This is a genomic window from Micromonospora sp. BRA006-A, assembly GCF_033433935.1.
GTDB lineage: Bacteria > Actinomycetota > Actinomycetes > Mycobacteriales > Micromonosporaceae > Micromonospora > Micromonospora aurantiaca.
This window is the reverse complement of sequence record NZ_JANCLW010000001.1, coordinates 5,332,073-5,354,101: the sequence shown is the minus strand read 5'-3', so window position 1 is coordinate 5,354,101 and position 22,029 is coordinate 5,332,073. Positions and strand designations below refer to the sequence as shown.

The following is a 22,029-nucleotide window of genomic DNA, read 5'->3' as shown; positions in this document are numbered from 1 at the left end:
GGGAGGCCCCCGTGGCCGGAACACGACGGAGACGGCGACGCACCGGCGTCGCCCTGCTGGCCGCGGCGCTCGCCGGCGGGATCGCGGTGCAGCCCGCGCCGGTGTCCGCGACGCCGCCGGGCCGGACCGCGCTGGACGCCGCGTTCGTGCGGGCGGCGCAGGAGTACGACGTACCTCGGGACGTCCTGGTCGCGGTCGGCTACGGCGAGTCCCGCCTCGACGCGCACGGCGGCAAGCCGAGCCAGGCGAACGGCTACGGGGTGATGCACCTGGTCAGCAACCCCGCCCAGCACAGCCTGGAACGGGCAGCGAAGCTGACCGGCGAGCCGGTCGCGCGCCTGAAGACCGCCACGCCGGCGAACATCCGCGGCGGTGCGGCCGTGCTGCGCGAGCTGGCCGACGCCGAGGGGCTGACCGCGCGGGATCGGGACCGGGTGACCGCCTGGTACCCGGTGGTGGCGCGGTACGGCGGCGCGGCCGACGACGCCACCGCACGCCTGTACGCGGACGGGATCTACGAGCTGGTGCAGCAGGGCATCCCGGGCGCGGTGCCGGTCCGGGCGCACCGGGTCGAGCCAGAGCGGGGTCGCTACGCCGCCGTGGCGCCCGCCGGCACCGCGTCCCGTACGCTCGCCGCCGCCGTGCCCGAGTACCCGCCGGCGCGGTGGGTGGCTGCCAACGGAGCGAACTACGGCGTGGGGCGGCCCAGCCGGATCACCACTGTGATTCTCCACGTCACCCAGGGGTCGTACGCCGGTACGATCAGCTGGTTCCAGAACCCGTCGGCCGGGGTCAGCGCCCACTACGTGGTGAAGTCCAGCAACGGCGAGATCACTCAGATGGTCCGCGAGGGCGACACCGCTTACCACGCCCGGTCGGGCAACGCGTACGGCGTCGGCATCGAGCACGAGGGGTACGTCGACAACCCGGCCTGGTTCACCGACGCGATGTACCGTTCCTCGGCCGCGCTTACCCGTTACCTGTGCGACAAGTACGGCATCCCGAAGAACCGCACCGGCATCAAGGGGCACAACGAGATCCCGGGCAACGACCACACCGACCCGGGACCGAACTGGAACTGGAACTACTACCTCTCGCTGGTGAACCAGGGTGGCGGGGGCCCGACCGCCCGCTATTTCGGTGGTTCGCCGACGGATTTCACCGGTGACGGCCGGGATGACGTGGTCGCGTTCACCCACGGTGCGCTGGCCGACGCGTATGTGGCCACGTCGACGGGTTCGTCGTTCGCGGGGACGTCGGTGAAGTGGCACGACTGGTTCGCCCTGTCCGGAGAGACCCCCCTGACCGGAGACGTCAACGGCGACGGACGCGACGACGCGATCGTGTTCACCCACGGCACCACCGCCGACGTCCACGTCGCCCTGTCCACCGGCACATCCTTCGCCGCATCCGCGAAATGGCACGACTGGTTCGCCCCCGGCACCGAAGTCCCCGCCGTCGGCGACGTCAACGGCGACGGCCGCGACGACATCATCACCTTCACCCACGACACCAACGCCGACGTCTACGTCGCCCTGTCCACCGGCACCTCCTTCACCGGCACCGCCGTGAAATGGCACGACTACTTCTCCATCGCCGGGGAGTTCCCCGCCCTCGGCGACGTCAACGGCGACGGCCGCGACGACATCATCACCTTCACCCAAGGCCCCGCCACCGCCGCCGACGTCATCGTCGCCCTGTCCACCGGCAACGGCTTCGGGGCACCGCAGAAATGGCACGACCTGTTCGCCGTCGGCGCCGAGCAGCCCCGGGTGGGCGACATCAACGGCGACGGCCGCGACGACATCGTCACCTTCACCTGCAACACCGACGCCGACGTCTACGCCGCCACCTCCACCGGCACCACCTTCGCCGGAACCACGATCAAGTGGCACGACTTCTTCTGCCTAACCGGCGAATTCCCCTACCTCGCCGACGCCAACGGCGACGGCAAAGACGACCTCATCGTCTTCACCAAAGGCACCACCAACGACATCTACGTCGCACTCTCCACCGGCACCACATTCGCCCCCAGCACCAAATGGCACGACTACTTCGGCCTCACCAGCGAAACCACACTCTGAGCCCCAGGAGGAACCATGCCGCACGACCGGAACATCTCCCCCACCGTGAGCCGCCGGCGGCTGCTCACCGGCGCCGCCGCGGTCGCGGCGACCGGCGCCCTCGCCGGCGCCTTCACCGCGCCGTCCGCGGCCAGTGCAGCCGTCAACGGGTACGGCCTGCGCATCGTCGACCGCAACGAGAACGGCGGCCGGTTGCAGTACTACCGTTTCGCCACCGACGCGATCGAGTGGGATCCGGCGGTGAACGTGCTGCTGCCCGACGGCTACCACACCAGCCGCAAGCGTTACCCGGTGTTGTATCTGCTGCACGGCGGCAACGCGGACTTCCGCACGTTCCACCTCCAGGACAACATCATCAACCTCACCGCGGGCCGCGAGATCATCGTCGTCATGCCGGACGCCTCCACTGGCTGGTACAGCAACCCGGTCAGCACCAATGTCGGGCCGCGCAACTGGGAGACGTTCCACATCGCCCAGTTGCTCCCCTGGATCGAGGCCAACTTCCGCACATTCCCCGAGTACAACGGCCGCGCCGTGGCCGGCTTCTCGATGGGCGGCTTCGGGGCCCTCAAGTACACGGCGAAGTACTACGGCCACTTCTGCTCGGTCAGCTCCCACTCCGGGCCAGCCAGCCTGCGCCGCGACTTCGGCCTGGTCGTGCACTGGGCGAACATCACCTCGGCCGCGCTCGACCTCGGCGGCGGCACCGTGTACGGCGCGCCCCTGTGGGACGAGGCACGGGTCAGCGCGGACAACCCGATGGAGCGCATCGAGAGCTACCGCAACAAGCGGATCTTCCTGGCGGCCGGCACGTCACCCGACCCGGTCAACTGGTTCGACTCGGTCAACGAGGGCCAGGTACTGGCGGGCCAGCGCGAGTTCCGGGGAGCGCTCAGCCGGGCTGGCATCCCGCACGAGTGGCGCGAGGTGCCGGGCGGCCACTACTTCCGCCACGAACTGTTCGTCCAGGACCTCGCCGGCATGCTCGGCCGGCTGCGCCGCGCCGGCTGACCCACCGGACCTGCGGCGCGTGGCAGGCCGCCACCAATCCGGCGACGGCCTGCCACGCCCGGTCGGCGGACCGCACGCCGCGCGTCCAAGGGGGCTCAGCCCGATCATGAAGTCATCCTCCGCCACCGCGCCGAGGCTACCGACCGCTCAACACGCCTTCTCGACACGGCGGGCCGGGTCGAGAAGTTCCGCGCCAAGTACGCCCGTCGCGAGCCCCGGGAGCCGCGCTGACCGAGGCGCGCATGCTGCTGCGCGCCGGGTACGCGATGCGCGGCGTCCGTCCGTCCACGACGAGGTTGCTGGTCGAGATCGTGGAGAGGTATCCCCGCCCCTGGTACGTGGTCGCGGCTGACGCGACGCCGGCTGGATACTGCCCAGGTGCGGGCTCAGCGGCCGGGACCACCCAGGTCGAGCCGGTCCTCGCGCACCCGGTCGGCCAACTCCAACTTCGTCCGGGTCGGGCGGCCCACCTCGGCATACTTGCGTTTGACCCGTTCCAGATACTCGCGCGCGGTCCCGTAGGCCACGCCCGCGCGGCGCGCGGCGGCCGCCAGGGTGGCCCCGGAGGCGTACGCGGTGAGCACCGCGCGCTCCTGCGGGGACAGCCGCGGCCGGTCGGCGCGGGCGTCGCGGCTGAGTACGAACGCGAGTTCCGGACTGATCGCCGACCCGCCGGACGCCACCTCGCGGATCGCCTCCACCAGCACGTCCAGGGGATGGCTCTTGGTGAGGTAGCCGGCCGCCCCGGCACCGATCGTGGCCAGCACGCCGTCGGCGTCGGGGACCGCCGAGACGACCAGCACCCGCCCGCCGCCGGCCCGGACACGCGCCACGTTGTCCGCCGGGTCGGATCCGTCGCGCAGGTTGAGATCGAGCAGGACCACCCGGGGCGCGTCCGCACCGCCGAGTCCGTCGAGATAGCCGTCGACCGTGGCGGCGACCTGCACCAGGCGAACGTCCTCGACCGGTGCCAGCCAGGTACGCAGCCCGTCGAGCAGCATCCGGTCGTCGTCGATCGCGGCGACAGTGATCATCCGGCCCTCTCACCCAGCCGCCGACGTCCACGCGCCGGGCGGCCAGCTCATCTCGACGGTGGTGCCCTGACCTGCTCCGCTGTCCACCAGCACCTCGCCGCCGGCCTCACCGATCCGCGCGCGCACCGACCGGGACAACCCTAGCCCTGGCCGGATCCGGTCCGGGTCGAAGCCGCGCCCGCGGTCCGCCACCGTGACCCGCAGCCTCGCCGGGTCCGGGTCGTCCGTCCCCGCCGCCGGGCCGGCCACCGTCACCAAGGCGGTCGAGGTGCCGCTGTGCCGGATCACGTTGTTGAGCGCCTCCCGGACCGCGCCGGTGAGCGCTCGCACCACGGCCGGCGGCACGTCCGGCGGGACGTCGGTGACCCGCAGGTGCACCCGCAGGCCGGTCGGCGCCAACTCCCGGATGACCGTGGTGAGCTCGCCGACCAGCCGCATTCCGACCGCGGAACCGGCGGACGCGATCAGGCCACGCAGATGGTCGGCGTCAGCGGCGAGTCGACGCCGCACCACCGGATCACCGGTGTCGACCGCGCCACGGGCGACCGCGTCCAGCGTGGACAGCACGGTGTCGTGCAACATGCGGTGCTGCTGTGCCACCTCCGAGGCGTAGGCGGCGTGCGCCGCGATCCGCTGCCCCGCCTCGGCCAACGCCGCCTCCGCCTTCACCGCCCGTACGGTCGCCCGGTCGGCGCGCAGTGCGGCCTGCCGCAGGGCACCGACCACCAGGCCGGCGGCCGCCGGCACACCCACCAGTGCCAGCAGGTTCCCCGCCGCCCCGGACAGCGCCGCCGGACCCAGGGAGACCGTGGCGTGCACCCCGAGCAGGTAGCCGACCGCCAGCGCGGCGTACCAGGCGAGGGCCTGACGACGCGACAGTGCCAGCGCGACGGTCAGGCCCGCGCCGATCGCGGCCGGCAGGGCCGGATGGCTGAACCCGGTGCCGTGGCCCGGCCGGGTGAGCAGGCCGCCGGCCACGAGGGCGACCAGCGCCACCGTCGCGTCCAGCCCGGCGACCCCCCGGCCCACCGCGCCCTGTCCGTGGACCCACACCAGCACGCCGACCACCGCGAGAGTCTGGACCGCGTACACCGTCACCGCCGCCGGCACCGACCGCAGTCCGGCCGTGCCGCCGGTGAGGACCGCGACCGGCCAGGCGGCGACCTGGCAGATCCGCACCACGACGAACAGCCCGATCAGGCCGGTGGTCAGCGGAATCGCCGGGGAAGGGCCGGGACCAGAGCGGGAAGCGGGCGGAGCGACGGCGGCCGTGGCAGTCATGGCACTCAGCATGCCGGACCGGGCCGGACCGCTGTCGGCAGGACTGCCGACAGCAGTTCGTCCGTCGTGCGGGGGTGCGACCGCACCAGGCATGATCGGGACGGCTCCACCGAATCCTGGTACGACCGGAAGGACAGGCAGATGAGATGTCTCCAGCGGAAGCTACCCGCGCTGGCCGGGATCGCGCTGCTGATCGCGGCGCCCGGTTGCGGCAACCCGGCCGTGCCGGTGAGCGGACCGGACAGCGCCACCCCCACGAGCACGGCTGCCCCGGCGAGCCTGCCGGGCAGCGACCAGGGCGACCGGGTCGAGGTGGACGGCCGGACTGTCGCCGGGGTGGCACCGGGGCTCGGGTTCCCCGCCGGCAGCAAGGTCGACACCGCGTTCGGCGACCCTGGCTCGGCCACGGTGATCCTCACCGCTCCTCCGCCCGAGCAGGTGCTCGCCCACTACCGCCAGGCGGGCCCGCCGGCCGGATACCCGGTGGGCACCGACACCGGTCAGACTCTGCACCTCGACGGACGCGGGTGGACCGTCGAGGTCATCGCCACCTCGCGCGACACCACAGTCACGTTCGCCCGCAACCGGCCGGCCGAGCAGTCGACCGCGCCGCCACAGGCGGAGGAGCCGGCGCTGACCGGCCGGGATCTGGGCGTGACGAACCTGCCGTTCAACTTCCGGTTCCCGCCGGGCAGCCAGGTGCGCGACCTCTCCGACACCGCCGCCGGCGCCCGGCTCACCCTGGTCGAGCCCGACCCTCAGCGGGTACTCGCGTTCTACCGCACCGCCCTGCCCCAGGGATTCTTCGACGTCACGGGCGACCGCACGACCGGCGGGACCACCATCATCACGTTCGAGAAGGACGACGGTGAGTGGACCGGCACCATCGAGGCTACGGACGACCGGGTCACCGTCAGCACGGTCCATCGTCGATAGGACGACCCTTCCGGCGGCCGGCACGTTCCCGTCCGACGGGCTTCGACGACGAACCGGGGCGGTGAAGGGCAACCGTCGGTGGCGTCAGCTGCGGGGGCCCGGACCGGCCACCTGCGTACCCTGGTCGCGCCGTACCCACCTGGCATCCTTCCGGGACACCCTGCGATCGACGAGCGCCAGCACCGTTGCGGGCCGGGCGAGGGCGAGGGCGGTTGGTCGAGCCGATGCTCATGCTCTGGCCTGCGAACGATGGCGTCGCCAGACGGCAACAACCCCCCGATGTGAGCCCGATCATCGATGCACGAGCGCCCTATCCGACTGGGGAGTCGAGGAGAACTGGAGCGCTCCGGGTACGCGCTGCCCTCGAACCGGCGGCGTTCGCCACCGGTCTGGGTGTCGTGACCGCACCGCACGGCCGGCGCGTCCCGGCCGGACGGGGCAGGTCCGGCCGGGGGTCACCACGGGTTCGCCGGCGCCACCAGCAGCAGGCCGGTCGCGGGCAGCCCGGTGGTACCGCCCGTGGTACGGCCCGCCGTTGTCGCGCCGGCCTGCCGGGGCCGGTTGGCCTCACCCGGCTCGACGGCGTGCCCACGCTCGTGGTCTTCTGATCGTCCGCGGCCGTGGGCCGCTCTGCCTGCTCGGCTCCCCGCTCGCGCCTGTCCAACGTGTGTCATGCCGACTCGACTGTGAGGATGATCGGGTGCTGCCCGGTGCTCGGGTCTGACTCGCGTTACGGCCGGCCCTTCAGTGCCTTGAGTTTGATCTGTCGGCTCGAGTCCCGGGGGGTGTCCCTATGGGTTCGTCAAGCGGCGATCGGCGTCGTGGGGCGGGGTTGGTAGGGGATCTTGTCGCGGAGCATGGCGTATAGGACGTCGCAGCGACGGCGGGCGAGGCAGATGAGGGCGGCGTTGTGGCGTTTGCCTTCGGCGCGTTTGCGGTCGTAGTAGGCCCTGCTCACGGGGTCGGCCAGGGCTGCGAACGCAGCGAGGAAGAACGCGCGTTTGAGGTTCTTGTTGCCGCCGCGGGGTGGGTGTTCGCCACGGATGCTGCTGCCGGATCGTCGGGTGACGGGGGGCGAGGCCGGCGTAGGCGGCGAGGTGGCCGGGGGTGGCGAAGCTGCTGCCGTCGCCGACTTCGAGCAGGATCCGGGCTGCGGTCCTGACGCCGATGCCGGGCATCGAGGTCAGGACCGGGGCAAGAGGGTGCGCATCAAGCATCCTTTCGACCTGGGCGGCGGCCTGGTCGCGTTGCCGCAGGATGTCGCGGAGGCTGTCGGCCAGGCGGGGCAGGATCGTCTCCGCGGCCTGGGTGCCGGGGACGGTGACGGTCTGCTCGTCGAGAGCGGCCATGATCTGCTCAACGAGCCGGTCACCCATGCGAGGTGCGTGGACGGCGGCGATCGAGAGCAGTTTGCGGCGGCCGGCCTTGCGCAGGCCGACCGGGCCGCCGCAGCGGGACAGCAGTTCCAGGACCGCCTTGTGGTGGACCTTGGGGCCGAGGACTCGTTCCAGGGCGGGGTGGATCTGGGTGAGCAGTCCTCGGATGCGGTTGGACACGCGGTTGGCTTCGCCGGCGAGGTCGTCGTCGAAGCCGACCAGGATCTCCAGTTCGGCCAGAGTTTCGTCGCCGGTGTCGACCCGCCGCAGCGTGTGCGGCAGGGTGCGGGCCGCGTCAGCGATGACGTAGGCGTCGCGGGCGTCGGTCTTCGCGCTGCCGGGGTGCAGATCGGCGATCCGCCGCATCGCCAGGCCAGGCAGGTAGGCCACCTGATGCCCGGCCGCCCGAGCCACCGCGACCGGCAGGGCGCCGATCGAGGCCGGCTGGTCGACCACCACCAGGACACGGCCATGGCGGGCGAGTTTGTCGAACAGCTGCCGCAGCCGAGCCTCGGTGTTCGGCAACGCCGCGTCATGCAGCCGCTTGCCGTCCGGAGCCAGCCCGACTGCGTGGTGGTCACCCTTACCGACGTCCAAGCCGAGGTAGACGCCGTATTCGTCGTTCACCAGACCCGCCTCCACGCATCGTCCGTGGCCTCGGCCGCTGGTCCAGGCGTCGGACTGCCGGCAGCCACGTTACGAAGAGACCTACCCCCACACGGGTGGCCGTGTCCCTATCAGCGGTCCACCGACGCCACCCGACCCGGCGACAACACCCCCCGGATCATCCGTACGACAGGGGCAGGAAGTCATACCGGGCCGGGCGACCGAGGGTCCCCGGCTGGGGACGATCAAAAAGGTAACGGGCGGACCGGTGGGGCGTCGGCTGTGGTACGTCGCGATCGCGCTGCTCGGTGCGCTGCTGCTCGGCACGGCCGGCCTGGCCGTCGGCTCCTGGTACGGCGGCCGGGGCGCGGTACCGCTGAGCCCCGAGGCGGCTCGGAGCACGGCCGGGGAGCTGCTCTCCGGTGTGGAACCGATCGGCTCGATGACCGCGCGAGGCTACCGGTACGGCGTCTTTCTGGCTCCCGACGACGTCGGCGGCAGCCGGGTCGAGTTCCAGTACGGCGACGGCCCCGACTGCACGCTGTCGGAGCAGGTGCGGCGTGCCGCCGAGACGCACGGATGGCGGGAACTGCGTCCGGTGCCGGGCACCGCGTGCGACGGCTGGCGGGCCGAGCGGGACGGCTTGACGGTCACGCTCACCCATACGAGGTACGCGTCGAGGCTGAGCATCACGCAGTCCGCTCCCGGCGGGTTCCGCGCCGCCACGATCACCGGCACCCTGCTCGGCGCCGCGGCCGGTGCGGCGCTGTTCTGGGTGGTGGCGCGGCGTCGTCGGCCCGTACCGCTGGTGGTCGGCACGCTGGTGACCGTCAATCTGTTCCCGGCTGCCGTCGTCACCTGGACGGACCTGGCCGTGCACCGGCTCGCCGAGCCGGTGTGGCCCGTCTGGCGCGGGTTCGTCCCCGTGCTGGTGCCCTTGTGGCTCGTGCTCCTTCTGATCGGCGTGATCGTGTTCGCGAGGCGACGGGATCCGGTGGTGTCCGTCACAGACGCGGTAAAGGATCAGCATGCAGCCGATGACATTCAGTCACATGATCGGCGCACCGCCGGAAGAGGTGTGGCGGTGCCTCACCGACGTCGCGCGGTATCCGGTGCTGCTGACCAAGGTCGACACGACTGAGCTGCTCCACAGCCAGGCGTTCGGAACGGGCACGAGCTGGCGGGAGACCCGCAGGCCGTACGGCTGGCCCGTCACCGTGGAACTCCGCGTGACCGACTGCCGGCCCCCGTTCCGCTACGTCGTCGAGTGCTTCGCGGGTGGGCACGGTGTGACCGAGTACCGGCTGGTTCCCGGTGCCGCGGATGGCACCACCGACCTCCAGCTCACCTACACCCTGACCGGTGGCTCCCTGCTCCATCGGATCAGCCGGGTCATCGCCCGTCGACGGTTCGTCACCTGCGTCAGGGAGAACAACGTCCAGGACCTGCTCGACATCGAGCGAGCATGCGGGGCCAACGCCTGAGCAGGATCCAGTACGTCCTCGATCTGCCTACTGCTGCTGGCACGTGGACGGCACGGCGACGAAGGGTGCGAGCGGTGGTAGGCATCTCGTACGGTCGACGGGGTGTTGTTCGAGCCGGTGACTGCGGAGTTCTCGTTCGAGGCCGGCGGGAACGAGTTGGTCGGAGATTTCGTCCGGCCGCCCTGGCCGGGGCCGTACCCGGCGGTGGTCTTCGTCGAGGGTTCCGGTCCGGGCGGTCGCGACCAGGGGCCGTGGCAGACGCGGCTGGCCGCAGCCGGCTTCGCGAGCCTCGCCTACGACAAGCCCGGTTCCGGAGCGTCGACGGGTGACTGGACCCGTCAGACCATGGCCGACCGCGCCGCCGAGACCGTGGCCGCGTGCCGGGCCGTGCGGCGCCGCGAGGACGTGCTGTCCGGCGCGGTCGCGCTGATCGGTGGCAGCCAGGGCGGCTGGGTGGCTCACCTCGCTGCGGCAGCGGACGACGGGATCGCGGCGGTGGTGACGGTGTCGGGTCCGGGCGTGAGCGTACGAGCCCAGGAGGAGTACCGGCTCCGCCACCAACTCGCGGCGGAGGGCTTCAGCGGCGCGGACATCCAGCAGGCGCTTCTCCTGCTACGCGACCAGATCCGGCGGGTCCAGTCGGGCGACGACCCGGCGCGCGTGCACGCCGCGCAGGCGCAGTGGCACGGCGCTCCCCGGTATCCGGCGCTCGCCGGGACGACACCCGAGTCCATCGCGTTCATCGCGGGCATCGCGGACTACGACCCCGCCCCGGCGCTGGCTGCACTGCACTGCCCGCTGCTGGCGATCTTCGGCGCGGACGACCTGCTCGTGCCGGTGGAGGAGAGCGTGCGCGCCATCAGCAGCACGCTCGACGACGCGGGCCACGCCGATCACACGACTGTGGTCTTCCCCGGCGCCGACCACAGCATCCGCGTCTACACGGGGGAGGGGCCCGCGCAGGTCAGGGAGGGGCGCTACACCCCTGCCGAGAGAGCTCCGGGCTTCGACGAACTCGTCGTCACCTGGCTGCGGCACCGCCTGCCGGCGACCGACCTGGGGCACACGGCGCGCTGATCGCGGCGTGGACGGGTGCTTACGCGGGGAACCACCTCCACTGCCCCTCGGAGACGACCTCGACGGCGCCGTCGGTCACCTTGACGGCCGTCTGGTCGTCGATCGCGTACGCCGGACCGGCGATCTCGGCCGCCCACTTCTCGGCGGCGGCCATGGTGTTGTCCGGTTCGAGGCCCAGGTGCGGGAAGATCGAGAAGTCGACGAGCCCGAGCGTGCGGTCGTCGGGTGCGGACTGCCACTCGACGAATTCCGTACCGATCCGGGGGGTGAGCACCATGCTGCCGGCGCTCAGCCCGACCCAGACGGTGTCCCGCAGCGACGGCAGGAGGTCCGCCAGCCCGGACTGCCGCATCCAGTGGCACAGGTACGTCGCGTCGCCACCGTGCACGAGCAGGACGTCGGCCTCCCGGACCCAGGGAACCCAGTGCTCCTGGCCGATGCTGGGTAGCGCCGACAGTTCGAGGACGCCCAGCGACTTCCAGCCGAGACCGCTCATGGGCAGCGGCGTCTGACCGGTGATGAAGCGCCAGGCCGAGGCCGGTCCGCCCATCGGGTAGGCCGCCGTGGGGATGCAGAGGGCGCTGGATTCGGCGATCGGCTTGCCGAGCAGGTCGACGAGCGCGTCGCGGATGCTCGGGTTCTGGACGCCTGCGGATGTGAGGAGAAGTCTCACGCTTGCCTCCTGTGTGTGGCGGTCATGACGCTCTGCCCGGTGTCCGGAGATCGGTGTACAGGAATGCTGACCGGACGCGGTAACGAAACTCATCGCTGTCGACCCGGGCCAGGGATGGCCGCAGAACCCGCCGACGGGAATGCAGAAGGCCCAGGTGCCGCGATCATGCGGTCTGCCTGGGCCTTCGTTGGTGGAGCGGGCGACGGGAATCGAACCCGCACCGTCAGTTTGGAAGACTGAAGCTCTGCCATTGAGCTACGCCCGCGAGCGCCCCACCACAGCAGGGCGCGCCGACAGCGTACCCAATGAACCACGGCCACCGCGCAGCGCGTACCCGAAGGTTCCCGCCGACCTTCAAGATCCACGCCACTTCGGCGAGGTGGCGCCTTCCCGGGCCCTCGGACCCAGCCACTTCCCCGAACTGGCGCCTGGCACCGCCCGCCCGGCGGCGCCCGGCCGCGGCCCCGGCGGCCGCCGCGCCGTGCCCCGTCACCCGCGCGGGTGGCCGGACGGCATACACTCTTCGTCGCCACCGGGGTGTGGCGCAGCTTGGTAGCGCACTCGCTTTGGGAGCGAGGGGCCGTGGGTTCAAATCCCGCCACCCCGACTGTCGTTCGCGACCGGATCGTCCCGGGAACCGCCGGTTTTATCCGCGCGGTGCCCGGGCCCTGCCGATGCCGTCGGCCGGCTCGCCTACACTCGATGCGCGCAATCACGCCCCAGACTCAACACCCAGATCCGTCAAGGAGTACGCCTGTGAAGAGCACCGTCGAGACTCTGAGCCCGACGCGCGTGCGGCTCGCCATCGAGGTGCCGTTCGTCGAGCTCGAGCCGAGCCTCAAGAAGGCGTACCGGGAGATCGGCCAGCAGGTCCAGGTTCCCGGCTTCCGCCGGGGCAAGGTTCCCAGCGCGGTGATCGACCAGCGGGTGGGCCGGGGGACCGTCCTCAACGAGGCGATCCAGGAGGCCATCCCGCAGAACATCCTGGCCGCGGTCCGGGAGCACGACCTGAAGACGCTGGGCCGTCCCGAGGTCGACATCACCGAGTTCAACGACGGTGACACGCTCAACTTCACCGCCGAGGTGGATGTCCGGCCCGAGATCACCCTGCCGGACCCGGCCACCATCGAGGTGACCGTCGACGAGATCCAGATCGACGACAGCGAGATCGACGAGCAGATCAACAGCCTGCGCGAGCGCTTCGCCACGCTGAAGACCGTCGAGCGGGCCGCCCAGGAGGGCGACTTCGTGCAGATCGACCTGAACGCCACCGTCGACGGCGAGGAGGTCCCGGGCGGCTCGGCGAGCAACATCTCGCACGAGGTGGGCAGCAAGCAGCTCCTGCCGGGGCTGGACGAGGCGCTCGTCGGCCTGGCCGCCGGCGACAGCACCACCTTCACCACGCAGCTCGTCGGCGGCGACTACGCCGGCCGCGACGCCGACGTGGCGGTGACCGTCCGCACGGTCAAGGAGAAGGAGCTCCCCGAGCTCAACGACGACTTCGCGCAGATGGCCAGCGAGTTCGACACCATCGACGAGCTGCGCGGCGACCTGCGGGAGCGGGTCACCCGGGGCAAGCAGGTCGAGCAGATCTACGCCGCCCGTGACAAGGCCCTGGAGCAGATGGTGGCCGCCGCCGAGGTGCCGGCGCCCGAGGGCGTCGTCAAGGAGGAGGTCGAGAGCCGCAAGGCCGCGATGGTCGACCAGCTCGAGCGCATCGGCGCCTCCCTGGAGGAATACCTCGCGGCGGAGGAGAAGACCGAGGAGCAGATCGACACCGAGCTGACCGAGGCGGCGACCGACGGCGTCAAGATCCAGCTCCTGCTGGACACCCTGGCCGACGCCGAGGACGTGCAGGTCTCCGACGACGAGTTCGGTCACGAGATCGTGCACCGGGCGCAGCGCGCCGGCATGGCCCCGCAGCAGTACTACGACCAGCTGGTCCGCTCCGGCGCCGCCGCGGCCGTCTTCGGCGACGTCCGCCGGGGCAAGGCGCTCGCCGCGGTGATGGAGAAGATCAAGATCAAGGACTCGGCGGGCAACGAGGTCTCCCTCGACGCGCTGCGGGCCCAGAACGAGGCCGAGCACGACCACCAGCACTGATCATCGGGGGTGTCGGCCGCCGTCCCGCGCTGAGCGCCGGGAGGCGGCCGAAACCCTTTCCGGGGTACGCCGTGCGGGTGACTGCGCTGAGAGCGAACAGTGCCCCGACCGGGAGTACGCCTCCCGGCTGAGCGGTTAGTGTCGGGTAGGACGGTACGGAGAGCGAAGGGCTGCCATGACCGACATGCACATCCCCAAGAAGTCGCTCCGGGTGAACGAGGCCCGCGGTGGCGACTCCATTGGCAACCTCGACGACTCGGTCTACAACCGGTTGCTCAAGGAACGGATCATCTTCCTCGGCAGCGAGGTGAACGACCAGGTGGCCAACCGCATCTGCGCGCAGCTCCTGCTGCTCGCCGCGGAGGACCCGGACCGCGACATCTTCCTCTGGATCAACTCGCCGGGTGGCTCGGTCTACTCCGGCATGGCGATCTACGACACCATGCAGTACATCGACAACGACGTCTCGACAGTGGCGATGGGCATGGCGGCCTCCATGGGCCAGCTGCTGCTCTGCGCCGGCACCAAGGGCAAGCGGTACGCCCTGCCGCACGCGCGGATCATGATGCACCAGCCCTCGGGCGGTCTCGGCGGTACCGCGTCGGACATCGCGATCCAGGCCGAGCAGATGCTCTACACCAAGCGGATGTTCCAGGAGCGGGTCGCGTTCCACACCGGCCAGTCCCAGGAGCAGATCGAGGCCGACTCGGACCGCGACCGTTGGTTCACCGCCCAGGAGGCCATGGACTACGGCTTCATCGACAAGGTGATCATCGGAGCCGCCCAGGTTCCGGATGGCGCCGGGACCCTGAGCTGAGCGAGGAGCTGACGATGACCGACCTGAGCCTGCCGCCCCAGTTCGCGGCCGTGCACAACCGCTACGTCCTGCCGTCGTTCGTCGAGCGCACGTCGTACGGGATGAAGGAGTCCAACCCGTACAACAAGCTCTTCGAGGACCGGATCATCTTCCTCGGCGTGCAGGTGGACGACGCGTCGGCGAACGACGTGATGGCCCAGCTGCTGACGCTGGAGGGCACCGACCCGGACCGCGACATCATCATGTACATCAACTCGCCCGGTGGCTCCTTCACGGCCATGACGGCGATCTACGACACCATGCAGTACGTCCGCCCGGACATCCAGACCGTCTGCCTCGGGCAGGCGGCGAGCGCGGCGGCGGTGCTGCTCTCCGCGGGCACCCCGGGCAAGCGGATGGCGCTGCCCAACTCCCGGATCATCATCCACCAGCCGGCCACCGAGGGCGGCTACGGCCAGGGCTCGGACATCGAGATCCAGGCGCGGGAGATCCTGCGGATGCGGACGCAGCTGGAGGACATGCTCTCCCGGCACTGCAACCGCCCGATCGAGCAGGTCCGCAAGGACATCGACCGTGACAAGATCATGACGGCCGAGGAGTCCAAGGAGTACGGGCTGGTCGACACGATCCTGACCAGCCGCAAGAAGGGTCTGCTGGCGTCGCACGCCGCGGGCTGAGCAACGTGTGGTCGGAGGTCGGTCGGGGTATCGTTCCCGGTCGACCTCTGACACACCCGTTTTGGGGGTCGGAGAAAACCCGGCCACCGGGTAACGTCGGGTCTGTACCGCTCCGCCGGTCGGATCAGGTGGAGCCGACAGCATGGTGGGACGACAGGACGGACGGGCGCTCCGGCGCTCGCAGGTCAGGGCCGGCGTTCCGGCCGACGAGTGCAGGGAGAACGTAGGTGGCACGGATCGGTGACGGCGGCGACCTACTGAAGTGCTCGTTCTGCGGCAAGTCGCAGAAGCAGGTCAAGAAGCTCATCGCGGGCCCTGGTGTCTACATCTGCGACGAGTGCATCGATCTCTGCAACGAGATCATCGAAGAGGAGCTGGCCGAGTCCGGCGAGGTGAAGTGGGAAGAGCTTCCCAAGCCGATGGAGATCTGCCAGTTCCTCGACAACTACGTCGTCGGTCAGGAGCAGGCCAAGAAGGCGCTCGCCGTCGCGGTCTACAACCACTACAAGCGAATCCAGGCCGAGGCCGCGGGCGCGCCGGGCTCCGGCACCGACGGCGTCGAGCTGGCCAAGTCCAACATCCTGCTGCTCGGCCCGACGGGCTGCGGCAAGACGCACCTGGCGCAGACGCTCGCCCGGATGCTCAACGTCCCGTTCGCGATCGCCGACGCCACCGCGCTCACCGAGGCGGGCTACGTCGGTGAGGACGTCGAGAACATCCTGCTGAAGCTGATCCAGGCCGCCGACTACGACATCAAGCGCGCCGAGACCGGCATCATCTACATCGACGAGGTCGACAAGATCGCCCGCAAGTCGGAGAACCCGTCGATCACCCGTGACGTCTCCGGCGAGGGCGTGCAGCAGGCGCTGCTGAAGATGCTCGAAGGCACCGTCGCCAACGTGCCGCCGCAGGGCGGGCGTAAGCACCCGCACCAGGAGTTCATCCAGATCGACACCACGAACGTGCTGTTCATCTGCGGTGGCGCGTTCGCCGGGCTCGACCAGATCATCGAGGCCCGCACCGGCTCCGGCGGCACCGGCTTCGGCGCCCGGCTCCGGTCGGTGTCCGAGCGGTCGACCGACGACATCTTCAGCCAGGTCATGCCGGAGGACATGCTGAAGTTCGGGCTCATCCCCGAGTTCATCGGCCGGCTTCCGGTGATCACCAACGTGCGCAGCCTCGACCGCAGCGCCCTGGTGCGGATCCTGACCGAGCCGCGCAACGCGCTGGTCCGGCAGTACCAGCGCCTGTTCGAGCTGGACGGCGTCGAGCTGGAGTTCGAGCCGCCCGCACTGGAGGCGATCGCCGACCAGGCCATGCTCCGCGGCACCGGTGCCCGTGGTCTGCGGGCGATCATGGAGGAGGTGCTCCTCTCCGTGATGTACGAGGTGCCGAGCAACCCCGACGCCGCCCGGGTGCTGATCACCCGCGAGGTCGTCCTGGAGAACGTCAACCCGACGATCGTGCCCCGCGAGTTCACCGGCCGGCGCCGGCGGGACCGCGAGGAGAAGTCGGCCTGACCGCCGTTCGCGACCGCGCCCGGGTCAGCTCGGGCGCGGTTCGCGTGAGCGGGTCCGCCGATCCCACTCGCCCGACGGGGTGACCACCACCATCATCAGGCGTACCGGCTCGTCACCGGCGGTGCGGTAGCCGTGCTCCCGGTCGGCGTGGAACTCGACCGTCTCGCCGGCGCGTACCTCGTGGTCGACGCCGTCGACGGTGACCGTCGCAGTGCCGTCGAGCACGTGCAGGATCTCCCGGGTGCCGTGGGCGTGGTCGGAGGACCGCAACGCCTCTCCGGGTTCCATCCGCCAGTCCCACAACTCGACCAGGTCGGGTTCGCCGAGCCCGCTGAGCAGACGCGCCAGGCCGCCGTGCGGGCCGCGCCACAGCACCGGCGCCTCGTCCGCCGCGCTGACCCGTACCGTGCTCTGTTCCGCCGGCTCCAGCAGCCGGGCGATGCTGACGCCGAACGCGTCGGCGACCCGGCAGAGCGTGCCGATGCTCGGGTTGGTGCGTGCCCCCTCGATCTGCACCAGCATGCCCTTGCTGACTCCGGACCGGCCGGCCAGTTCCTCGAACGACCAGCCGCGCGCCGCTCGCAGCTCACGTACCTGGCGGGCGACCGCGGAGGTCACCGCGCCGACCCGTCCACCGGTATCGATCATCACACTGTCCTTCACGGTCACTATTATGGTACGACTGCCTGATGCTCCCCATTGTCCTCGCCGCCGTGTCCGCGCTCGCCTTCGGCACTGCCGACTTCGCCGGCGGCAAGGCGTCCCGGCGCGCCGACCCGATCGCCGTGACCGTGGTGTCGCAGATCCTCAGCGTTCCGCTGCTGCTCGTCCTCGTCCTCGTGGTGCCCGGCACGCCGAGCCCGCTCGACCTGGGCTGGGGACTGCTCGCCGGGGTAGCCGGCGCGGGCGGCGTCATGCTGCTCTACCGCGCGCTCGCCACCGGCGTGATGGCCGTCGTCGCGCCGGTCACCGCGATCACCGCCGCGATCGTGCCGATCGTCGCCGGCCTGGTCCTCGCGCACTCGCCGGGTGCCGTTGCGCTCGCCGGCGCCGGGCTCGCCGTGGTCGCCATCGGCCTGGTCAGCCTGGGAGAGCGCGGTGCGGCACGCCGCGTCTCCGGCCGCGTGATCGGCATGGCACTGGCCGCCGGGCTGCTCTTCGGCGTCTTCTTCGCGCTGCTCGGCCAGGCCGACGAGGCGGCCGGCATGTGGCCGGTTCTCGCGGTACGCGTCAGCTCGATCGCGTTCGGCCTCGCGCTCGCCGTCCGTACCGGCGTACGCCTGCGGCTGGGGCGGCGCGTCCTCGGCTGGGCCGCGACCGCCGGCCTGCTCGACTCCGCTGCGAACGCGCTGTTCCTCGCCGCGGCGGGCCGGGGGCACCTGAGCGTGGTCGCAGCCATCGCCTCGCTCTACCCGGCGAGCACCGTCCTGCTCGCGCTAGCCGTCGACCGGGAACGCCTCCGGCCGGCACAGGTGGCCGGGCTCGGCTTCGCCGCGGCGGCGCTCGTCCTGTCCAGCGTCTGAGCCCTGTCGCGCGTCCGCTTCCGCCCGTACCCTCGGGTCATGCGCGTCGCCGTCTGCCAGCTCAACGCCCGCGACGACCGGGAGGCGAACCTCGCCGCCGCCGAGGCCCTGCTGGTCAGGGCCGCGGCGGCCGGCGCGGACCTCGCCCTCCTTCCGGAGTACGTCGACTACCTCGGTCACGCCGACCGGATGCCGTCGGCCGAGCCGGTCGACGGGACTGTGGGACGGTTCTTCGCAGAGACCGCCCGCCGACTGGGCATGTGGGTGATCGCCGGCTCGTTCCACGAGGCCGGTCCGGACCCGGCGCACACCTGGAACACCTCGCTGGTCTTCGACCGCGAGGGCGCGCTCGCCGCCACCTATCGCAAGATCCACCTGTACGACGTGGAGATCCCCGGCCGCGTCTCCTACCTCGAGTCGGCAACCGTCGCGCCGGGCGAGAAGCCCGTGGTGGTCGACGTCGAGGGTCTGCGGGTCGGTCTGTCCATCTGTTACGACCTGCGGTTCCCGGAGTTGTACCGGCAGCTCGCGACCGACGGCGGCGCCGAACTGCTCGTGGTGCCGGCGGCTTTCATGATGCACACCGGGCGGGACCACTGGGAGGTGTTGCTGCGGGCCCGGGCGATCGAGAACCAGTGCTTCGTGGCGGCGGCCGGACAGACAGGTGACCACGACCCGGGCCGGACCTGCTTCGGGCGCAGCATGGTGGTCGACCCGTGGGGGACCGTGCTGAGCCAGGTCGCCGACGGCCCCGGGCTGGCGGTCACCGAGATCGACCTGGAGCGCCTGCGGACGATCCGCGCCGAGCTGCCCAGCCTGGCCAACCGCCGACTCTGACCGCGGTCAGCCGCCGAAGAGCAGGCCCAGGGCGGTGATCCCGGCGATCGCCGCCGCAGTGACCAGGAGAGCGGTGGTCATCCGGGAGGGGCCGCGCCGGGCCAGGCGCCTGATCGACAGCACCAGTACGGCGAGCACGACGGCCCCGATCACCAACTGCCAGAACGGCAGCAGGAGGCCGAGCAGAGCGTCCTCGGCGACGGCCGGGACCGGGGACGGATCATCCATGCCGACCACTCTGGCACGGCACCGCACCGGACGACCCCTTCGACCGTGGCTCGCCGCGGAAACGGCCGACGTTCACCCAATGACGATCATTGATTTGCCTTCCGAGGCGGGTCCGCGTAACTTTCTCTCTGCACGCGGGAGGCCGGGCAAACCGGCCGAGAACGGGCGCCAGGCTGGTGGCGGTGACGCCGAGCCAGACTGAGATTCGGGCGGTGCTCGGCACTCCGGGACACGGAGTTGCAAACGCGAAGCCGACCGGGTAGAGTTCGAAAGCCGGCAGGGAGCCGGGCGGGTGGTCGCGAGAGCGACGCCGGCCGGTCCGCCGAAACCCACGAGAGCAACGAACACCGGAAACGGTGAGCGTCAGCGTGGGTCTGGTCGAGCCAAGTTGAACACCTCAAACACGAGGTTGACGACGGAAGCAAGACCGAGTAGGTTGGAGAGGTTGCCCCAAACGGGGGTTCCGCTAGGGCGGGGCTTCTGGTTGGTGTGTGGTTGTTCTTTGAGAACTCAACAGGGTGCTTGTAAAGCCAGTGCCAATTGTTTTATACCCCGGATTGGTCAGGCCTTTTGGTTTGGCTGGTTGGGATTCCTTTGGCAACACTTTTGTTGCCAGGTTGATTGCTGTTCGACAAGTTTTTGTTGGAGAGTTTGATCCTGGCTCAGGACGAACGCTGGCGGCGTGCTTAACACATGCAAGTCGAGCGGAAAGGCCCTTCGGGGTACTCGAGCGGCGAACGGGTGAGTAACACGTGAGCAACCTGCCCCAGGCTTTGGGATAACCCCGGGAAACCGGGGCTAATACCGAATATGACCTCCGATCGCATGGTTGGTGGTGGAAAGTTTTTCGGCTTGGGATGGGCTCGCGGCCTATCAGCTTGTTGGTGGGGTGATGGCCTACCAAGGCGACGACGGGTAGCCGGCCTGAGAGGGCGACCGGCCACACTGGGACTGAGACACGGCCCAGACTCCTACGGGAGGCAGCAGTGGGGAATATTGCACAATGGGCGGAAGCCTGATGCAGCGACGCCGCGTGAGGGATGACGGCCTTCGGGTTGTAAACCTCTTTCAGCAGGGACGAAGCGTAAGTGACGGTACCTGCAGAAGAAGCGCCGGCCAACTACGTGCCAGCAGCCGCGGTAAGACGTAGGGCGCGAGCGTTGTCCGGATTTATTGGGCGTAAAGAGCTCGTAGGCGGCTTGTCGCGTCGACTGTGAAAACCCGCAGCTCAACTGCGGGCCTGCAGTCGATACGGGCAGGCTAGAGTTCGGTAGGGGAGACTGGAATTCCTGGTGTAGCGGTGAAATGCGCAGATATCAGGAGGAACACCGGTGGCGAAGGCGGGTCTCTGGGCCGATACTGACGCTGAGGAGCGAAAGCGTGGGGAGCGAACAGGATTAGATACCCTGGTAGTCCACGCTGTAAACGTTGGGCGCTAGGTGTGGGGGGCCTCTCCGGTTCCCTGTGCCGCAGCTAACGCATTAAGCGCCCCGCCTGGGGAGTACGGCCGCAAGGCTAAAACTCAAAGGAATTGACGGGGGCCCGCACAAGCGGCGGAGCATGCGGATTAATTCGATGCAACGCGAAGAACCTTACCTGGGTTTGACATGGCCGCAAAACTGTCAGAGATGGCAGGTCCTTCGGGGGCGGTCACAGGTGGTGCATGGCTGTCGTCAGCTCGTGTCGTGAGATGTTGGGTTAAGTCCCGCAACGAGCGCAACCCTCGTTCGATGTTGCCAGCGCGTTATGGCGGGGACTCATCGAAGACTGCCGGGGTCAACTCGGAGGAAGGTGGGGATGACGTCAAGTCATCATGCCCCTTATGTCCAGGGCTTCACGCATGCTACAATGGCCGGTACAATGGGCTGCGATACCGTGAGGTGGAGCGAATCCCAAAAAGCCGGTCTCAGTTCGGATCGGGGTCTGCAACTCGACCCCGTGAAGTCGGAGTCGCTAGTAATCGCAGATCAGCAACGCTGCGGTGAATACGTTCCCGGGCCTTGTACACACCGCCCGTCACGTCACGAAAGTCGGCAACACCCGAAGCCGGTGGCCCAACCCTTGTGGAGGGAGCCGTCGAAGGTGGGGCTGGCGATTGGGACGAAGTCGTAACAAGGTAGCCGTACCGGAAGGTGCGGCTGGATCACCTCCTTTCTAAGGAGCACCATCCACCGAAAGGTGGCATGGAGCCCGCACCGCCCGAACGTGGTGGTGGGGTGCTCAGATGGCGGAGACACTGGCAAGTTCGGCGCCGGCAACGGCCGGGATACCTCTAGTACAGCCACTTCGGTGGTGGGAACGAGTTCCTGGTGCGGCTGGTGAGGAGCGTAAGCACCCTGTTGGGTCCTGAAGGAACAACCCGAGTGGTTGTTGTTTCAGAGCCTTGGAGACGAGCGGGAGTTCGTCGAGGCGCCAGGCATGGCCTGGTCTCGCAAACCGTGATCACGTGGTGGTTGCAGGTGTGGGGCTGTGGGTTGTGGGTTGGTTGTTTGTTGAGAATTGCACAGTGGACGCGAGCATCTTTGTGGTCAAGTTGTCAAGGGCGAACGGTGGATGCCTTGGCACCAGGAGCCGATGAAGGACGTGGGAGGCCGCGATAGGCCTGGGGGAGCTGTCAACCAAGCTGTGATCCCAGGGTGTCCGAATGGGGAAACCCGGCATCAGTCATGTGATGTCACCCGCACCTGAACACATAGGGTGTGTGGGGGGAACGCGGGGAAGTGAAACATCTCAGTACCCGTAGGAAGAGAAAACAAATAGTG

At 69.7% G+C, this 22,029-nt stretch carries 17 protein-coding genes, 2 tRNA genes, 1 rRNA gene, 2 pseudogenes and 1 other annotated feature; of the genes and pseudogenes, 15 read left to right on the top strand and 7 right to left on the bottom strand.

Annotated features, from left to right (window positions below; genetic code table 11):
* The first annotated feature begins 11 nt into the window (after nucleotides 1-11).
* From NMK34_RS24340 to NMK34_RS24330, 3 genes and pseudogenes are all read left to right on the top strand, one after another.
* Nucleotides 12-2,084 carry an N-acetylmuramoyl-L-alanine amidase gene (locus tag NMK34_RS24340; protein ID WP_013476126.1) on the top strand — a complete coding sequence of 691 codons (2,073 nt, stop codon included), beginning with the start codon at nucleotides 12-14 and terminating at the stop codon, nucleotides 2,082-2,084.
* A 15-nt stretch (nucleotides 2,085-2,099) separates the two neighbouring features.
* Entirely contained in the window at nucleotides 2,100-3,095 is a 996-nt protein-coding gene (locus NMK34_RS24335) for an alpha/beta hydrolase (RefSeq protein WP_013476115.1), read from the top strand.
* Nucleotides 3,096-3,248: 153 nt separating this feature from the next.
* A pseudogene (locus NMK34_RS24330) lies at nucleotides 3,249-3,326 on the top strand (50S ribosomal protein L31); the annotation flags it as partial.
* Between the two features lie 155 nt (nucleotides 3,327-3,481).
* Here the strand turns inward: NMK34_RS24330 and NMK34_RS24325 are convergent.
* Together NMK34_RS24325 and NMK34_RS24320 are read right to left on the bottom strand one after the other, a co-directional pair.
* Entirely contained in the window at nucleotides 3,482-4,129 is a 648-nt protein-coding gene (locus NMK34_RS24325; RefSeq protein ID WP_030275359.1) for a response regulator, read from the bottom strand.
* Nucleotides 4,130-4,138: 9 nt separating this feature from the next.
* Nucleotides 4,139-5,410, bottom strand: a complete 1,272-nt coding sequence (locus NMK34_RS24320) for a sensor histidine kinase (protein WP_041784246.1) — start codon at nucleotides 5,408-5,410, stop codon at nucleotides 4,139-4,141.
* A 141-nt stretch (nucleotides 5,411-5,551) separates the two neighbouring features.
* Between NMK34_RS24320 and NMK34_RS24315 the strand changes: the two genes are divergently transcribed.
* Nucleotides 5,552-6,346: a hypothetical protein gene (locus tag NMK34_RS24315; protein ID WP_013476112.1), complete on the top strand. Its 795-nt coding sequence runs from the start codon at nucleotides 5,552-5,554 to the stop codon at nucleotides 6,344-6,346.
* 802 nt (nucleotides 6,347-7,148) lie between these two features.
* Here the strand turns inward: NMK34_RS24315 and NMK34_RS24310 are convergent.
* Nucleotides 7,149-8,349: pseudogene (locus tag NMK34_RS24310) on the bottom strand (IS110 family transposase).
* A 403-nt stretch (nucleotides 8,350-8,752) separates the two neighbouring features.
* Between NMK34_RS24310 and NMK34_RS24305 the strand changes: the two are divergent.
* From NMK34_RS24305 to NMK34_RS24295, 3 genes are all read left to right on the top strand, one after another.
* Entirely contained in the window at nucleotides 8,753-9,469 is a 717-nt protein-coding gene (locus NMK34_RS24305) for a hypothetical protein (RefSeq protein ID WP_318336412.1), read from the top strand.
* The gene (locus NMK34_RS24300) at nucleotides 9,357-9,812 is read left to right on the top strand and encodes an SRPBCC family protein (RefSeq protein ID WP_318335361.1); all 456 of its coding nucleotides are present in this window, start codon (nucleotides 9,357-9,359) and stop codon (nucleotides 9,810-9,812) included. The genes NMK34_RS24305 and NMK34_RS24300 overlap by 113 nt, the downstream gene beginning before the upstream one ends.
* A 102-nt stretch (nucleotides 9,813-9,914) precedes the next feature.
* Nucleotides 9,915-10,889 carry an alpha/beta hydrolase gene (locus tag NMK34_RS24295; RefSeq protein ID WP_318335360.1) on the top strand — a complete coding sequence of 325 codons (975 nt, stop codon included), beginning with the start codon at nucleotides 9,915-9,917 and terminating at the stop codon, nucleotides 10,887-10,889.
* 19 nt (nucleotides 10,890-10,908) lie between these two features.
* Here the strand turns inward: NMK34_RS24295 and NMK34_RS24290 are convergent, their stop codons facing one another.
* Both NMK34_RS24290 and NMK34_RS24285 read right to left on the bottom strand, forming a co-directional pair.
* Nucleotides 10,909-11,562, bottom strand: a complete 654-nt coding sequence (locus NMK34_RS24290) for a Type 1 glutamine amidotransferase-like domain-containing protein (protein WP_318335359.1) — start codon at nucleotides 11,560-11,562, stop codon at nucleotides 10,909-10,911.
* A 191-nt stretch (nucleotides 11,563-11,753) separates the two neighbouring features.
* Nucleotides 11,754-11,827: transfer RNA gene (locus NMK34_RS24285), tRNA-Gly, on the bottom strand.
* A 268-nt stretch (nucleotides 11,828-12,095) separates the two neighbouring features.
* Between NMK34_RS24285 and NMK34_RS24280 the strand changes: the two genes are divergently transcribed.
* From NMK34_RS24280 to clpX, 5 genes are all read left to right on the top strand, one after another.
* A tRNA-Pro gene (locus NMK34_RS24280) sits at nucleotides 12,096-12,169 on the top strand.
* A 149-nt stretch (nucleotides 12,170-12,318) separates the two neighbouring features.
* Nucleotides 12,319-13,665 carry a trigger factor gene (gene tig, locus NMK34_RS24275; RefSeq protein ID WP_318335358.1) on the top strand — a complete coding sequence of 449 codons (1,347 nt, stop codon included), beginning with the start codon at nucleotides 12,319-12,321 and terminating at the stop codon, nucleotides 13,663-13,665.
* Nucleotides 13,666-13,840: 175 nt separating this feature from the next.
* Nucleotides 13,841-14,482 (top strand): ATP-dependent Clp protease proteolytic subunit, encoded by a 642-nt coding sequence (locus NMK34_RS24270; protein ID WP_018786886.1) that lies wholly within the window; start codon nucleotides 13,841-13,843, stop codon nucleotides 14,480-14,482.
* A 14-nt stretch (nucleotides 14,483-14,496) separates the two neighbouring features.
* Nucleotides 14,497-15,159, top strand: a complete 663-nt coding sequence (locus NMK34_RS24265) for an ATP-dependent Clp protease proteolytic subunit (protein ID WP_013288034.1) — start codon at nucleotides 14,497-14,499, stop codon at nucleotides 15,157-15,159.
* 227 nt (nucleotides 15,160-15,386) lie between these two features.
* The gene (gene clpX, locus NMK34_RS24260) at nucleotides 15,387-16,679 is read left to right on the top strand and encodes an ATP-dependent Clp protease ATP-binding subunit ClpX (protein WP_091423211.1); all 1,293 of its coding nucleotides are present in this window, start codon (nucleotides 15,387-15,389) and stop codon (nucleotides 16,677-16,679) included.
* A 24-nt stretch (nucleotides 16,680-16,703) separates the two neighbouring features.
* Here clpX and NMK34_RS24255 read toward each other — a convergent pair whose 3' ends face one another.
* Nucleotides 16,704-17,342: a helix-turn-helix domain-containing protein gene (locus NMK34_RS24255; RefSeq protein ID WP_318335357.1), complete on the bottom strand. Its 639-nt coding sequence runs from the start codon at nucleotides 17,340-17,342 to the stop codon at nucleotides 16,704-16,706.
* A gap of 26 nt (nucleotides 17,343-17,368) precedes the next feature.
* On the opposite strand from NMK34_RS24255, the gene NMK34_RS24250 reads away from it, so the two are divergent.
* A complete protein-coding gene (locus NMK34_RS24250; RefSeq protein WP_318335356.1) occupies nucleotides 17,369-18,202 on the top strand; it encodes an EamA family transporter in 834 nt (277 codons plus the stop codon).
* Between the two features lie 39 nt (nucleotides 18,203-18,241).
* Nucleotides 18,242-19,039 carry a carbon-nitrogen hydrolase family protein gene (locus NMK34_RS24245; RefSeq protein WP_318335355.1) on the top strand — a complete coding sequence of 266 codons (798 nt, stop codon included), beginning with the start codon at nucleotides 18,242-18,244 and terminating at the stop codon, nucleotides 19,037-19,039.
* A gap of 6 nt (nucleotides 19,040-19,045) precedes the next feature.
* On the opposite strand, the gene NMK34_RS24240 is transcribed toward NMK34_RS24245, so the two are convergent.
* Nucleotides 19,046-19,267, bottom strand: coding sequence for a hypothetical protein (locus tag NMK34_RS24240; protein WP_318335354.1), 222 nt, complete (start codon nucleotides 19,265-19,267; stop codon nucleotides 19,046-19,048).
* A gap of 639 nt (nucleotides 19,268-19,906) precedes the next feature.
* Between NMK34_RS24240 and NMK34_RS24235 the strand changes: the two genes are divergently transcribed.
* A 16S ribosomal RNA gene (locus NMK34_RS24235) occupies nucleotides 19,907-21,421 on the top strand.
* Nucleotides 21,422-21,838: 417 nt separating this feature from the next.
* Nucleotides 21,839-22,028 (top strand) — a sequence feature (23S ribosomal RNA rRNA prediction is too short).
* Nucleotide 22,029: the final 1 nt, after the last annotated feature.